13 protein-coding genes are annotated in these 14,134 nt (G+C 70.8%); 8 read left to right on the forward strand and 5 right to left on the reverse strand.

The genetic code is table 11. The features are described 5' to 3' along the window. Both AB0F61_RS31430 and AB0F61_RS31435 read right to left on the reverse strand, forming a co-directional pair. Positions 1-304: hypothetical protein (locus AB0F61_RS31430; protein ID WP_357817166.1), on the reverse strand; the 304-nt coding region annotated here is incomplete at its 3' end. A 197-nt stretch (positions 305-501) separates the two neighbouring features. After that, complete coding sequence (locus AB0F61_RS31435; protein WP_110564820.1) at positions 502-951, reverse strand: DUF5318 domain-containing protein; 450 nt, start codon at positions 949-951, stop codon at positions 502-504. A gap of 173 nt (positions 952-1,124) precedes the next feature. Here AB0F61_RS31435 and AB0F61_RS31440 point away from each other — a divergent pair, with 173 nt between their 5' ends. Further along, positions 1,125-1,763, forward strand: coding sequence for a PadR family transcriptional regulator (locus AB0F61_RS31440; RefSeq protein WP_357817170.1), 639 nt, complete (start codon positions 1,125-1,127; stop codon positions 1,761-1,763). Positions 1,764-1,786: 23 nt separating this feature from the next. After that, entirely contained in the window at positions 1,787-2,866 is a 1,080-nt protein-coding gene (locus AB0F61_RS31445; RefSeq protein WP_357817173.1) for an inositol-3-phosphate synthase, read from the forward strand. 92 nt (positions 2,867-2,958) lie between these two features. On the opposite strand, the gene AB0F61_RS31450 is transcribed toward AB0F61_RS31445, so the two are convergent. Together AB0F61_RS31450 and AB0F61_RS31455 are read right to left on the reverse strand one after the other, a co-directional pair. After that, complete coding sequence (locus AB0F61_RS31450) at positions 2,959-3,903, reverse strand: hypothetical protein (RefSeq protein WP_357817176.1); 945 nt, start codon at positions 3,901-3,903, stop codon at positions 2,959-2,961. Positions 3,904-4,026: 123 nt separating this feature from the next. Beyond that, positions 4,027-4,506, reverse strand: coding sequence for a methylated-DNA--[protein]-cysteine S-methyltransferase (locus AB0F61_RS31455; RefSeq protein WP_357817179.1), 480 nt, complete (start codon positions 4,504-4,506; stop codon positions 4,027-4,029). 80 nt (positions 4,507-4,586) lie between these two features. Between AB0F61_RS31455 and AB0F61_RS31460 the strand changes: the two genes are divergently transcribed. After that, positions 4,587-5,108, forward strand: coding sequence for a hypothetical protein (locus tag AB0F61_RS31460; RefSeq protein WP_357817242.1), 522 nt, complete (start codon positions 4,587-4,589; stop codon positions 5,106-5,108). A gap of 28 nt (positions 5,109-5,136) precedes the next feature. Beyond that, a complete protein-coding gene (locus AB0F61_RS31465) occupies positions 5,137-6,669 on the forward strand; it encodes an SPFH domain-containing protein (RefSeq protein WP_357817182.1) in 1,533 nt (510 codons plus the stop codon). Positions 6,670-6,821: 152 nt separating this feature from the next. On the opposite strand, the gene AB0F61_RS31470 is transcribed toward AB0F61_RS31465, so the two are convergent. Continuing rightward, positions 6,822-8,282, reverse strand: coding sequence for a CCA tRNA nucleotidyltransferase (locus AB0F61_RS31470; protein WP_357817184.1), 1,461 nt, complete (start codon positions 8,280-8,282; stop codon positions 6,822-6,824). A gap of 127 nt (positions 8,283-8,409) precedes the next feature. Here AB0F61_RS31470 and murJ point away from each other — a divergent pair, with 127 nt between their 5' ends. The 4 genes from murJ to AB0F61_RS31490 all read left to right on the forward strand — a co-directional run bounded on the left by murJ (position 8,410) and on the right by AB0F61_RS31490 (position 13,969). Further along, the gene (gene murJ, locus AB0F61_RS31475) at positions 8,410-10,149 is read left to right on the forward strand and encodes a murein biosynthesis integral membrane protein MurJ (protein ID WP_357817245.1); all 1,740 of its coding nucleotides are present in this window, start codon (positions 8,410-8,412) and stop codon (positions 10,147-10,149) included. A gap of 445 nt (positions 10,150-10,594) precedes the next feature. Next, positions 10,595-12,202, forward strand: a complete 1,608-nt coding sequence (locus AB0F61_RS31480) for a protein kinase family protein (protein ID WP_357817187.1) — start codon at positions 10,595-10,597, stop codon at positions 12,200-12,202. Between the two features lie 43 nt (positions 12,203-12,245). After that, complete coding sequence (gene sigM, locus AB0F61_RS31485; protein ID WP_357817248.1) at positions 12,246-12,962, forward strand: RNA polymerase sigma factor SigM; 717 nt, start codon at positions 12,246-12,248, stop codon at positions 12,960-12,962. Then, complete coding sequence (locus tag AB0F61_RS31490) at positions 12,959-13,969, forward strand: hypothetical protein (RefSeq protein WP_357817190.1); 1,011 nt, start codon at positions 12,959-12,961, stop codon at positions 13,967-13,969. The genes sigM and AB0F61_RS31490 overlap by 4 nt, the downstream gene beginning before the upstream one ends. Positions 13,970-14,134 lie beyond the last annotated feature (165 nt).

Consider the following 14,134-nt stretch of genomic DNA (forward strand, 5'->3'; position numbering starts at 1 on the left):
CCACGGCGGCGCGGCCTCTACGACCCGGGGCCGCCGCGCCCACCGCGGCGGCTCCGGCCGCCGCGCCACCGCGCGGTGGCACCGAGGCCGATCCGCCCACCGTGGCCCGCCCACCGGCGGCCCGTGGCGTCACCGAGGCGCGGCCCGGGGTTGCCGCTCCGCCCTCCGAGGCTGACCAGCCATTTCCGCGGGAGTCACCGCCGGGCGGGCGGGACGCGTCGTCCGCGCCCGCCCCGGAGTCACCCGCCGGGCCCGGGTACTGGGCCCGTCCGCGCGCAGAACTGGGATCGCCGTACGAGTTCATTCCTCACACCCTGCCGGTCGCGGTGGGGCGCGACTGCGCCGCCACCGGGTTGCCGTGAGTTGCTTCACCTGGGACAGCGGCACGGGGGTGCCGCTTCACCGGGGTCAATGCCGTATCAATAGGGCCAATCGGACCATCGAGCGGTCGTCCGTCCCGGGTTTCGTCGATGGCCCCGGGGCCGGTCCAACCAGCTTCGATCACCGTTGCGCCTCTCGCCTCCGCCGACCCGCACCTTCGGCGGCCGCCACATCCTGCTCGCCGGTGCCGTCGCTGTCACCGGTCAGACCGTCCCGGCCGAGCAGGTACTGCTCGACGAGATGGTTCCAGTCACAGCCGAGGCACACCTCCACCACGAAGACCTGGAACTCACGCAGCGTCATCGCCAGCACGGGCAGCTCGGTAAGTGTCCGCGCCTGCCCGGCGGACTGCTTGAGCTCGTCGCCGTAAATGTAGTGGACGAGGGTCAGGTTTTCACTGCGGCAGATCGGGCAGCGCCGGTCGGTCGGCTCTCCATGGAACCGGGCGGCGTTCTTCAGGTACGGCGACGCGTCGCAGACGTCGTACGTGCCGACCCGGCCGGCCAGGAGCTCACGCAGCACTGCTCGCTTCTGAAGCGAGTAGTCGACGACCTGGCGCTGCGTACGCATGCGGAGAAGGGTACGCGGTCCGGCCCGAGCAGGCGACCATGCTCACGATCCGTGACGACAGCGTCTCGGATCGGGGGTTTGCCCTGGCCGGCGCGACCCGCTAACGTGCGATGTATCGGTCCGATACATCGCGGCGGTTACCGCTCACGCCGGAGGGAAAGAGAGGGTGGCCAGTGCTCGAGTTCGCCATCCTCGGCCTCCTGCAGGAGTCTCCGATGCATGGCTACGAGCTGCGCAAGGAACTGACCGCCAAACTCGGCGCGATCCGGGCGGCAATCAGCTACGGCTCGCTCTACCCGACCCTACGCAGGCTGCAGGCGGCGGGATGGATCACCGAAGCTGCTGAGACACCCGCCACTGCCGAGGAGGTTCCCGCGCTGACCAGCCGACGAGGTCGGGTGGTCTACAAAATCACCGCGGACGGCAAGGAACGCTTCGCCCAGTTGATCGCACAGGCCGGGCCCGAGACGTACGACGACACGGGCTTCGGGGTGCACTTCGCGTTCTTCGCCCGAACCGACCAGGCGACCCGACTGCGCATTCTGGAGGGTCGCCGCCGCAAGATCGAGGAGCGTCGCGAAGGGCTTCGTGACGTGCTGGGCCGGGCAGCCGAGCGCCTCGACGCTTACACCTTGGAACTACAGCGCCACGGCCTTGACGCCTGTGAGCGCGAGGTCCGCTGGCTGGAGGAGCTCATCGCGAACGAGCGCTCCGGCCGAGCCCCGACGGTCCCGCAAACCGGGACGGCCGGTGGCCGACGAGAAGACAACAGCCCGCCTCCGCCTGGAGAGACCAGGAATGAGCGGCCGTGACAGAAAAGAAGGAGGCAGACGCTATGGGCTCCGTCCGCGTCGCCATCGTCGGTGTGGGTAACTGCGCCTCGTCCCTTGTTCAGGGCGTCGAGTACTACCGGAATGCCGACCCGAACGACCGCGTCCCGGGTCTCATGCACGTCGCCTTCGGCGACTACCACGTCTCCGCCGTCGAGTTCGTCGCGGCCTTCGACGTGGACGCCAAGAAGGTGGGCATGGACCTCGCGGAGGCGATCGTCGCCAGCGAGAACAACACCATCAAGCTCTGCGACGTGCCGCCGACCGGCATCAGCGTGCAGCGCGGTCCGACCTTCGACGGTCTGGGCCAGTACTACCGCGAGATCGTCGAGGAGTCCGACGCCACCCCCGTCGACGTGGCGCAGGCGCTGCGCGACGCGCAGGTCGACGTCGTCGTCTGCTACCTCCCCGTCGGCTCCGAGCAGGCCGCCAAGTTCTACGCCCAGGCTGCGATCGACGCCGGCTGCGCGTTCGTCAACGCCCTGCCGGTCTTCATCGCCTCCGACCCGGAGTGGGCCCAGAAGTTCACCGACGCGGGCCTGCCGATCGTCGGCGACGACATCAAGAGCCAGGTCGGCGCCACCATCGTGCACCGCGCCCTCGCGAAGCTCTTCGAGGACCGCGGCGTCGAGCTGCTGCGCACGTACCAGCTCAACTTCGGCGGCAACATGGACTTCATGAACATGCTGGAGCGCAAGCGGCTGGTCTCGAAGAAGATCTCGAAGACCCAGTCGGTCACCTCGCAGATCCCGCACGAGATGAGCAAGAGCGACGTGCACATCGGCCCGTCGGACCACGTGCCGTGGCTGGACGACCGCAAGTGGGCGTACATCCGCCTGGAGGGCCGCTCGTTCGGTGACACCCCGCTGAACGCCGAGCTCAAGCTTGAGGTGTGGGATTCTCCGAACTCGGCAGGCGTCATCATCGACGCGGTCCGGGCTGCGAAGATCGCGCTGGACCGGAAGATCGGCGGCCCGATCCTGTCGGCCTCGTCGTACTTCATGAAGTCCCCGCCGGTGCAGTACGCCGACCACGACGCCCACCAGGCCGTCGAGGAGTTCATCGCCGGCGAGGTCGAGCGCTGACCCGCTGAGCACCACGTACGGCCGAGGGCCGGGTCCGATGGGACCCGGCCCTCGCCGCGTTCGGTGCCGCACCGTCTGGTGCGGCGGTCGAGCTACTTCCAGCTCGGCTTGCTCTGCTTGGCCTTGGCCGCCCGCTCCGCCTTGCGGTCGGCAAGGGACTTGGCGCCGCGCGCCGCCGCGTTGACCGAGTACGGCAGGATCGCCGGGTTGACGCTGCCGTAGCCGACCACGAACGCCGTGACGTCGAGGACGACGTGCGTGGTCTGGAGCGCGTAGATCGAGATGTAGTCGGCGTCCCAGCCGATGCCCGACATGAACGCGTTCGAGTTGACCTGGTTGGCCACGTAGTTCAGCGTGGCGAAGTTCGCCGGACGCGGGGTGTTGTACGGGAAGATCTGCAGGAAGCCCGCGTTGACAGCGGTCGTCGCGGTGACGATGCCGAAGAGCGCGTCACCGTAGTAGACGAAGTCATTCAGCTTGACGTGGATCGTCTGGCCGCCGCGCAGGCGACCCGACGAATCCAGGGTGGTCGTCGAGGCATTCTGGATCCGGGTGCGCCAGGCCGCGTCGCGGGTGTCGATGACGCGCTGCGGCACGATCGACACGATCTGGTTGGAGTTGCCGGTCGTGTGCACGTAATCGACGATGGCATCGTTGGCATCGTCCAGGACGGAGACCACCTGGAAGTTGCCGTACTTGTCCACGCCCATCGAGCCGACCGGCGAGTCGTTGTTCAGCACGTCACCGATGGGAATCATCGTGAGCGGCGGGCCGGCGAACTCGACGCCATCGGCCACCGCGATGTTCGAGTTGGCCAACTGTAGGGTCGCCCCCTTCCCCGGGTTGACGAGCGCGGTGGTGCCACCCCCGGTGACGAAGTTGCTGGCGGCCTGGATCACCGGCTGACCCGGGTCGGCCTGGGCCTGGCCGGCGACTGCGGCACCGACCACCGTGGTGCCGGCGACGCCTGCGGCCACGGTGCCCGCGCGGCGCAGCAACTGCCGCCGGCCGACGGTCTTGTCCTGGTTTTCGGTCATGGGTACCCCCGCGAAAGTGGAAATGACGCTCGATCATGACCGTTGGGGCGACGTATCCACATCGACCGGTCGGCTGATAGTCCGGTTTCGTTCCGGTCACGGGGGCCAGTCGACCGCGAGCGGTCAGGACCAGGCGTGCCGCAGGGCGACCGCGGCCTCCAGCTCCAGCAGCTTGACCTTGCGCGGCAGCCCGCCACCGAAGCCGACCAGTTTGCCGCCCGCCCCGACGATCCGGTGACACGGCACGATCACCGGCACCGGGTTGCGGTTGCAGGCCACGCCCACCGCCCGAGCCGCCCCGGCATCGCCGACCCGGCGTGCCACCTCGCCGTACGTCAGCGTCTCGCCGTACGGGATGCGCGTCATCTCCCGCCACACGGCCCGCTCGAAGTCCGAGCCGCGCGGCATCGACACCGCGACGGTGAACGCGGTCAGTTCGCCGGCGAAGTACGCCCGCAGCTCGGCGGCGGCCTGCCGGGACAGTACGTCGTCGGGCTCCTCGGTGGCTGCCTCGACCCGGCCGAAATGGGTGCCGCGGACGCTCGTGCCGTCGGTGGCGACGGAGAACTCGCCGATTGGTGAGTCGAGCACTGTCCAACGCATCGCCCCATTCTCCCCGACCCGGGCGACACCCGACGGACGCCGTCGACCGGAGGCGGTACGCGTTGCGTGGCGTCGATACCGTGCAGGTCGTGGCAACGGGGACGCTCATCTTTCTGATCATCGGTGGGGCGGGCATCGGGGTGCTCGCGCTCGCGCTGCTCGGCACCGAGCTGTTCCAGTTCGGGCATGTCGACGTGGACGGTCCGATCTCGGTCGAGACCGTTGCCGGCTTCGCCGGGGCGTTCGGGTTCGGTGGAGCCATCGTCAACGAACTGCTCGGTGCGCGTACCCCCGGCATGATCGTCGGGGCGGCGGCCGGCGGCGTGCTCGCGGCCGTGCCCACCGGGTGGTTGGCGTCCCGGCTGAGCCGGGCGGCCCGGAACATGCGCACCGACCCCACCCCCACCCGCGACGACCTGGTCGGCGCGCTCGGCCTGGTCGTCACCCCGGTGCCCGCCGACGGGTACGGCGAGGTCCGGGTACGCCTCGCCGGCCAACCGGTCAAGCTCAGCGCCCGCGCGGACCAGCCGATACCGCTCGGCGCCCAGGTCTTCGTGGTGCAGGCGCTCAGCGAGACAAGCGTGCACGTCGAGACCTACTGATCTCCTCCTCGTAGACGGGACTCCTCATATGGCCCTGCTCATCGCCATCGGTGGCGCGGTTCTCCTCGCGCTCATCCTGGTGCTCTTCGTGCTCTCCCGGATCAAGGTCGCCGGGCCGAACGAGGCGTTCATCGTCACCGGCCGCAAGGGCCGCACCACGCAGACCGCCGACGGCGGCCGGTCGACCGACAACTCCGGGCAGAAGGTCGTGCTGGGCGCCTCGGTCTTCGTGCTGCCGGTGGTGCAGAAGCTCCAGTCGCTCGACCTGTCCAGCCGGCGGATCGACGTCGGCATCCGGGGCGCGGTGAGCAAGCAGGGCATCCGCGCCGATCTGCACGGCGTGGCGATCGTCAAGGTCGGCGGCACCGAGGACGCGATCCGGGCCGCCGCCCAACGGTTCCTGCACCAGCAGGACGAGATCGACAACTTCACCCGGGAGGTGCTGGCCGGCGCGCTGCGTTCGATCGTCGGCCGGCTCACCGTCGAGGAGGTCATCCGGGACCGTGCGGCGTTCGCCAGCGCGGTCGCCGAGGAGGCCGAGCACTCGATGACGAACCAGGGTCTGGTGCTTGACACCTTCCAGCTCCAGGACATCCTCGCCGAAGGCTCCTACCTGCAGGACCTGGGCCGGCCCGAGGCCGCCCGGGTGCTCAAGGACGCGGCCATCGCCGAGGCGCGCGCCCGACAGCAGGCGGAGCAGGAACGCCTGCTCGCCGAGGAGGCCATCGCGGAGGCCAACCGGAACCTGGCCCTCAAGCAGGCCGGCATCCAGGCCGAGATCGACGCGGCGAAGGCGAAGTCCGCCGCCGCCGGGCCGCTCGCCCAGGCGGAGCGGGACCAGGCGATCCTCTCCGAGCAGCAGAAGGTCGCCGAGCGCAACGCCGAACTCAAGCAGCGCCAACTGGACACCGAGGTGCGCAAGCCCGCCGACGCGGCCCGGTACAAGGTGGAGCAGGAGGCCGAGGCGTCCCGCAACGCGGCGGTGCTGCACGCGGACGCGCAGCGGCAGTCGGTCATCGCCGCCGCGCAGGCCTCCGCCGAGCAGGCGCGGCTCACCGGTGAGGGCGAGCGGGCCCGGCGTGCCGCGCTCGCCGAGGCGAACGCGATCGAGGGCGCCAAGGAAGGTGAGGCCGAGCAGCGCCGTCGTTCGGCGATCGCCGAGGCGGTGGAGCGGGAGGGTCAGGCCGAGGCGGCGGCCATCCTGGCCAGGGGTGAGGCCGAGGCGGACGCGATGGCGCGCAAGGCCGAGGCGTTCGCCGCGTACGGGGAGGCGGCGGTGTTGGACCTGCTGGTCAAGGTGCTGCCGAAGGTGGTGGAGGCGGCCAGCGCGCCGATCGGGGCGATCGACAAGATGACTGTCATCTCCACCGATGGCGCGTCGTCGCTGACGAAGTCGGTGGCCGGCAACGTGGCCCAGGGGCTCCAGCTCGGCAGCGACCTGACCGGCATCGACCTGGCTGGTCTGCTGGGCCGGCTCGGCTCCGCGTCGACCCCGGGCGGCAACGGCACGCCGGCCGGCAAGAGCGCGTCCGTGGACGGGACGGCCGTCGAGACCCGCTGACGGTGAACGCCGACGGGCGCCGCTCCCGATCCGGGGGTGGCGCCCGTCGGCACGCGGGGGTGATCCACTCGGCTTCCTGGACATCGGGCCGTCCGGAGTGCCGGGACACCGCGGCTTCACCGAAACCGAGTCGATCAGGACAGGCGCGGGGGCTAGGTGATCAAGCCCTCGGCGCGGGCCCAGCGCAGCAGCTCCACCTCGGCGGCGTCACGGTCCAGCGGGCCGTGCTCCAGGCGCTGCTCCTTGAGGTGCTTCCAGGCCCGACCAACCACCGGCCCCGGCGGTACGCCGAGCAGCTCCATGATCGCGTTACCGTCCAGGTCGGGGCGGACGCGGGCCAGGTCCTCCTCCGCCGCGATCCGGGCGATCCGCTCCTCCAGCGCGTCGTAGTCCGCCGCGAGCTGGGCGGCCTTGCGCCGGTTACGGGTCGTGCAGTCCGAGCGGGTCAACTTGTGCAGCCGGGGCAGCAGGTCACCGGCGTCGGCGACGTAGCGACGCACCGCCGAGTCGGTCCACTCACCCCGCCCGTACCCGTAGAAGCGCAGGTGCAGCGCGACAAGCGCGGTCACCTTCGCGACGACGTCCTTCGGGTACCGCATGGCCTTCATCCGGGCCTTGGTCAGTCGAGCGCCGACCACCTCGTGGTGGTGGAAGCTGACCCGACCATCGGGCCCTACCGCCTTCGTCGCCGGCTTGCCCGCGTCGTGCAGGAGGGCGGCCATCCGCAGGATGAAGTCGCAGCCCTCCTCCTCGTAGGAGACCGCGTTCTCGACGACCGTCAGGGTGTGCTCGTAGACGTCCTTGTGCTGGGCGTGCTCGTCGATCTCCAGCTTCAGACCGGTCAGCTCCGGCAGGAACCGCTCGGCCAGGCCGGTGTCGACGAGCAGCCGCAGCCCGGTGATCGGGTCCGCGCCGCAGAGCAGCTTGGTGAACTCGTCGCGGATCCGCTCGGCGGTGATCCGGTCCAGGTCGGCGGCCATCTCGCTCATCGCCCGGTGCACGTCCGGGTGTACGGCGAAGCGCAACTGGGCGGCGAACCGGGCGGCCCGCAGCATCCGCAACGGGTCGTCGCCGAACGACTCACCCGGGGTGCTCGGGGTACGGATCACCTTGGCCGAGATGTCCTCCAGCCCGCCGTGCGGGTCGGTGAACCGGTGCTCCGGCAGGCTGACCGCCATCGCGTTGATGGTGAAGTCGCGCCGCTTGAGGTCCTCGTCGAGGCTGGTGCCGTAGACCACCACCGGGTTGCGGCTGACCTGGTCGTACGACTCGGCACGGAAGGTGGTGATCTCCAGCCGGAGGCCGTCGCGCTGAGCGCCGATGGTGCCGAACTCCCGACCGGTCTCCCAGATCGACTCGGCCCAGCCCTTGAGGATCCGCAGCGTCTCGTCGGGGTGCGCGTCGGTGCAGAAGTCGAGGTCGTCACCGAGCCGACCGAGCAGCGCGTCCCGCACCGAACCGCCCACCAGGTGCAACTCGTGACCGGCGCGGACGAACCGGCGGCCCAACTCGTCGGCGACCGGGGAGACCCGGAGCAGTTCGGCGACGGCGTTGCGCTGCGCGGCGGTGAGTTCGCGGCGGTCGGCGGCGTGGGGAGCGGAGGCTTCGGACATGGGATCGCCAGCCTATCGGGCCGGGGTGTGATCCGATCCGCCGGGCGCGGGTAACGGGTGGGGGTTGACTATGGTCTGTGGCGTGCGGGTCGGTGTCCGGCTCGACGTACCCCCTGGGAGGCTGGAGATGAGCGGCGGGCTCTACCGCAGCGCCAACGCCACGCCGGACGGTAACGTGCCGCCGGCTGACGGGGCGATCTTCATCTCCGCGGAGCCGCTGAACCAGCCCGGGGTGGAGGCCACGGCGCCCCCACCCGAGGTCGTCGGCGAGACCAGCGCCGCCGCCAACAGCGCGGTCATGGCGGTGGGCAGTCTGGTCAGCCGGGGCACCGGCTTCATCCGGAACCTGATGATCGGCGCCGCCCTCGGCAACCTGATCGGCAACGCCTACACGACAGCCATCTTCCTCCCCAACCAGGTGTACGAGTTCCTGCTCGGCGGGGTGCTGACCAGCGTGCTCATCCCGGTGCTGGTCCGTCGACGCAAGAGCGACGCCGACCGGGGCGAGGCGTACGCCCAACGGCTGCTCACCCTCGCGGTGCTGGCACTGGCCGCGGCGGCCCTGATCGCCGTGGCGTCGGCGTCCTGGCTGACCGCCATCTACGCCAGCGGCAAGGACGAGGCCTACACCACCCTCATCACGCGCCTGTCGTGGCTGATCCTGCCGATGCTGTTCTTCACCGGCGTCAGCGCGTTGATCGCCGCGGTGCTGAACACCCGGGGCCACTTCGCCGCGCCGATGTGGGCGCCCATCCTCAACAACCTCGTGGTGATCGGCGTCTTCGGTCTCTACATCCTGGTCTACGGGGCGAAGGGGCTACAGCCGTCGGACATGGGCGCTGGCCGGATCCTGCTGGTCGGCGGCGGCACCCTGCTCGGTGTGGCGGTGCAGACCGCCGGGCTGCTGCCGGCGCTGCGCAAGGTCGGCTTCCGCTGGCGGTGGCGGTTCGACTTCCGCGAGTTGGGGCTGCGCGAGCTGGCCCAGCTCGGCGCCTGGATGTTCTGCTACGTGGCGGTCAACCAGCTCGGTCTCTTCGTGGTGGTCAACCTCCTCACCCGCGCCGCGGGCACGGACCAGGCCGGCATCCTGATCTACAACAACGTCTTCCTGTTGCTGATGATGGCGCACGGCATCATCGCCGTCTCGATCATCACCGCGCTGATGCCCCGGATGGCCGCGGCGGCGGCGGACGGGCGGTTCCACGATGTCACCGCCGACCTCTCCCGGGGTGTCCGGATGGTGACAGCGGTGCTCGCGCCGATCGCGGTCTGCTACGCCGTGCTGTCCACCCCGATCTCGGTGGTGGTCTTCCGGTACGGCGCGTTCACCGCCGAGAACGCGACGGCGACGTCGACAGTTCTGCTGGCCGCCGCGCTCGCCCTGGTGCCGTTCGCGATCAGTCAGCTCTTCACCTTCGCCTTCTACGCGCTGCCGGACACCCGCACCCCAGCCCTGATCAACATCCCGGTGGTGGCGCTGCGGGTCGGCGTACAGATCGTGCTCTTCGCCGCGTTCGCCGCGCACTTCGCGGCAGCCGGGATGATGATCGGCAACGCGGTCTCCTACCTGGCAGCGGCGGTTGCCTCCGCCTGGTTGCTGCGGCCCCGGGTCGGCCGGATCGGGCTGGGCGCCATCATGCGCACCATCGGCCGGGTCGTGGTCGCCGCACTCGGCGCGGCGCTGATCGGATGGCTGGTGCTCGCCCTGCTGCCGGGCGGCGACAAGCCGAGTTGGATCGCGGCGGCGGTCCAACTCGTCGTCGGTGGAGCGGTGATCGGCGGGAGCTACCTGGGTCTGGCGATGGTGCTGCGGATCGGCGAGATCACCGAGGTGGTCGGGATGGTCCGCCGCCGCCTCGGTCGCTGACCGACAGCGACCGGTCACAAAAAGTTGACCTGCACACGGAACGTGACCAGGGATCACCAGGCTGGGGACACGGCTGTGGATAACTCCGCGATTCGCCGGTCAACCACCGCATCGGCCTGTGGATAACCAACCGTACGGCTGAGCGTGGCGAGCCGATCGGCGGGAACAGGCACGGTGGCGGGAGCGCCACACCAGTCCGGCCCCGGCGTCGGTCACTTGCGGTGAAGCCGTAGATTAGCTAGTACATGTGCCAGCAACGTGGCTGACAACGGTCGTAACCGGACGAGTTCTTCGACTGCCGGAAGCCCGTCGGGTACGGCGGGAAGATGACATGTCGGGGAGACGGGCAACCCGGGTAAGGTCGCTCTCGACGGGTACGGCAGGGGCCGACGCTGCGCGTCGACACCGGTCGGCCGGTTCCTTCAACGGCAGAGCGGGAAGCCACATGCCCAGCAGTGCGGGTCCATCGATCGACACGATCACCGAGGGAGGACGGGTGACCCAGGTCGGCGAGGGTCAGGAGGCGGACGAAAGCGCTCCTCCGGTCATGACCTTCGGTGCTCCCACGGCCGGTGAAGTCCTCGCCGAGCGGTACGAACTGGTTGAGCACATCAACAACGACAGCGCGGGTCGGCTGGTCTGGCGCGGGGTCGATGTCATCCTGCGCCGTCCCGTCGCGGTGGTGCTGCGCTACCCGGGTGGCGACTCCGCCACCGAGATGCTCCAGGCCGCCGTGGCGGCCAGCCGGGTCATCCACCCCAACCTGGTCGGCGTCTACGACGCGATCGACGAGGCCGAGCGGGCGTACGTGGTGCGCGAATGGGTCGACGGGCAGTCCCTGCGCGACCTGGCGGCCGACGGCCCACTGGACCCGGCCCGCGCCACCGCTATCGGTAACGCCGTCGCGAGCGCACTCGCCGCCGTGCACGCCACCGGCATGGTGCACGGCAACGTCCACCCCGGCACCGTCATGATCAGTGACGAGGGTCGGGTGGTCCTCGCCGACGCGCGCACCGACGGCGCGGACAGCCAGGAGAACGACATCCGGGCGGTCGGCGGCATCCTCTACTTCGCGCTGACCGGCTCGTGGCCGCACGCCGAGGCACCGCTGCACGGCGCCACCGCCGGTCACGGCCGGGCCGCCATCCCGGACGCCGTTCGGGACGCCGCGGGCGGCATCGCCGCACCACGTCAGGTCCGGGCGGGCGTGCCCGCGTACCTGGACGACCTGACAATGGATCTGCTCGACGCCGAGATCGCGCCGCCGTCCTCCGACGTGCTCGCCGCCGAGCTGGCCCGACTGGACGTGCCGGCCGAGGAGGAGCACTACCTCGAAAACAGCGGCCCGCTGCGGTTCGCCGCCGACACCGGCGAAGAGCCGTCGCCACTGGCCGCGGCCGGTGGTCGCAAGGTCGCCGTCGGCATCGCCGGCCTGCTGGCGGTGGCCCTGGTGGGTCTGCTGATCGGGATCAGCACGCTCGGCGACAAGGACCCGCAGACCGGCCAGGGCCCCGCTCCGTCGTCGAGCGCCCCGGCCACCGATGCCACTCCGGCCGCCGCCACGGTCCGCAAGCTGCCCGTCAAGGATGTTCGGATCATCGACCCGGACAGCCAGGTGCGCGACGAGCTGGGCGGCGCCGACAAGGTGACCGACGGCGACCCGGACAAGGGCTGGGGCACCGACACGTACACGGCCGCCAAGTTCGGCAACAAGAAGCAGGGCATGGGGATCTGGCTGGATCTCGGCGCGCCGCACACGGTCAAGTCGGTGCAGGCGGTCCTCTCGGCCCGGGGCGCCTCCGCTCAGCTTCTCACCGGCACCGTCAACCCGCCGGCGACCTCCAACGGCGACAAGCAACTGATCGCCAACTACAGGACCGCGAAGAACGCCATCGGGCAGCCCTTCGAGGATCACGACGGCACCACGATGGCGTTCGACGGCTTCGACGCCGACGCGAAATACCAGTACCTGCTGTTCTGGATCACCGAGTTGCCGGCCAGCGAGCGGGGCTACCAGGTCGACGTCCAGGAGATCACGGTCCAGGGGTCGTGAGCCTGGCATCTTCGCCGTGGCACCGCATCCGCAGGACGTGGTGATGGACGGGCGCGCCGCCGCTTCGGATCTGGAGCTGCTGCGCGCCCACGTCGACGGCGATCGGCAGGCTTTCGCCGAGCTGTTCCACAGGCACCGCGACCGGCTCTGGGCGGTCGCCCTGCGTACGCTCGGTGATCGTGAAGAGGCCGCCGACGCACTCCAGGACGCGCTGCTCTCCGCGCACCGGGCGGCCGCCCGGTTCCGTGGTGACTCCGCCGTCACCACCTGGTTGCACCGGATCGTGGTAAACGCATGCCTGGATCGGATCCGTCGCCGGCAGGCGCACCCGACCGTGCCACTGCCGGACGGCAACCGGGCGGGAGACGGCTCGGGCACCGGCGCGACGGAGCCGGTCGCGCCCGCACCGGACCACGACACCGCGCTTGTGGTCCGCGAGGCGCTGGCCGCGCTGCCCGTCGAACAACGTGCCGCGCTGGTGCTCGTGGACGTGCAGGGCTATCCGGTCGCCGAGGTCGCCCGGATCCTCGGTGTCGCCGAGGGCACTGTGAAGAGCCGGTGCGCCCGGGGACGGGCCCGGCTTGCGGTGCTGCTCGGCCATCTTCGACCCGCCGTCGCCCCGCCGCCGTCGGCCCGCCCACAAGCGACCGGCCCGACCAGGGAGGTGCCGGGCGTCACGCCGGGGAACCCAGGCCCGGCCGAGGGCGTCGGATCGGGGTCGGGGCGGTACCGGCGGGACGCCAACCAGGAGGACACGTGACGACCGAGGGGTTCCGGGAGGTCGACGACGACCTGCTCGCTGACTACCTCGGCGGGGCGTTGGACGGTACTCCGCAGCAGGAGGAGGTCGCCCGACTGGTGTCCACGGCCCCGGCCTGGGCCGAGGCGTACGCGCTGCTGGCTCCCGCGCTCGCGGAGGTCCGTGCGGACCTGGGCCGCTGGGCCGAGCCATCGCCGGAGATGCCGCAGGCGATCGCCGACCGTCTCGTCGCCGCGCTTGCTGGTGCGGGTCCGATGGTGGGTGACACCTCCGCCGACGAGACCACCGCGGCGGCTGCCGAGGTCGACCGCCCGGCGACACCGCTTGTCGTACCGGCGCAGGGCGGCGCCGGTCGACGGCCTGCCGTCCCCGCACCCGCCGGTCCCGGTCGCCGGGAGTCCACCGGCCCGGGTCGCCGGCGCGATTGGATACGCCGTGGCGCGCCGGTGGCCGCCGCCGCGGTCGCCGTCGTCGCGGTCGCGCTGGGCCTCAACCAGCTCTCGGTGCGCACGGGCGACGAATCCGGCACCAGCGCCATGGACCGGCCGGCCAGCGCGCCCGAGGGCGCCGCGGCGCCCGCAGCGGTCCGCACCACCGGCCCGACACTGCGCAGCGGTACGGACTACACGCCGCAGACCCTCGGCAACGCGCCGGGCGCCGACACGCAGACCACCTCGTCTCCCGGCCGGGCGAGCGGTGATGCGCCCGGCTCGCAGCCGGGGGTGGGCACCGAGGCCGAGCGACGCCCCTCGCCCGACGGGCCGGACCAGTTGGCCCGGCTGACCACCGAGGCCGCGTTGAGCACCTGCCTGGCCGACGTGGCGGCAGAGCACGGATCGGCTCCGCTTGCGGTCGAGGTGATCGACTACGCGCGTTTCCAGGGCGAGCAGACCCTGGTCATCCGTTTCACCGACGCGACCGGGGCCCGCTGGGCCTGGGTGAGCGGCCCGGAGTGCGGAGTGCCGGGGTCCGGCTCGGACAACCGGTATTCGGCGCGGGTAGGGTGAATCCACGGTCAACGGCACGATGACCCTCCACGTGACCTGACCCACCGGAAGCCCGTTTCGGGAATCCCCGGTTCGTACGATGACGTTCTGGGAGTCAGGCTGTCGGCCCATCCAGGCGTCGGCAACTCGGATCAGCACCGGTGCGCTCACCGACGCTGAACACAC

This window comes from Micromonospora sp. NPDC023888, assembly GCF_040639415.1.
GTDB lineage: Bacteria > Actinomycetota > Actinomycetes > Mycobacteriales > Micromonosporaceae > Micromonospora.

Excerpts from the sequence above, each read along its gene's own strand:
- sigM (WP_357817248.1), top strand. The coding sequence starts at position 12,246 with ATGGACGGGCGCGCCGCCGCTTCGGATCTGGAGCTGCTGCGCGCCCAC.
- AB0F61_RS31470 (WP_357817184.1), bottom strand. The coding sequence starts at position 8,282 with ATGTCCGAAGCCTCCGCTCCCCACGCCGCCGACCGCCGCGAACTCACC.
- murJ (WP_357817245.1), top strand. The coding sequence starts at position 8,410 with ATGAGCGGCGGGCTCTACCGCAGCGCCAACGCCACGCCGGACGGTAAC.
- AB0F61_RS31480 (WP_357817187.1), top strand. The coding sequence starts at position 10,595 with ATGCCCAGCAGTGCGGGTCCATCGATCGACACGATCACCGAGGGAGGA.
- AB0F61_RS31445 (WP_357817173.1), top strand. The coding sequence starts at position 1,787 with ATGGGCTCCGTCCGCGTCGCCATCGTCGGTGTGGGTAACTGCGCCTCG.
- AB0F61_RS31465 (WP_357817182.1), top strand. The coding sequence starts at position 5,137 with ATGGCCCTGCTCATCGCCATCGGTGGCGCGGTTCTCCTCGCGCTCATC.
- AB0F61_RS31450 (WP_357817176.1), bottom strand. The coding sequence starts at position 3,903 with ATGACCGAAAACCAGGACAAGACCGTCGGCCGGCGGCAGTTGCTGCGC.
- AB0F61_RS31455 (WP_357817179.1), bottom strand. The coding sequence starts at position 4,506 with ATGCGTTGGACAGTGCTCGACTCACCAATCGGCGAGTTCTCCGTCGCC.
- AB0F61_RS31435 (WP_110564820.1), bottom strand. The coding sequence starts at position 951 with ATGCGTACGCAGCGCCAGGTCGTCGACTACTCGCTTCAGAAGCGAGCA.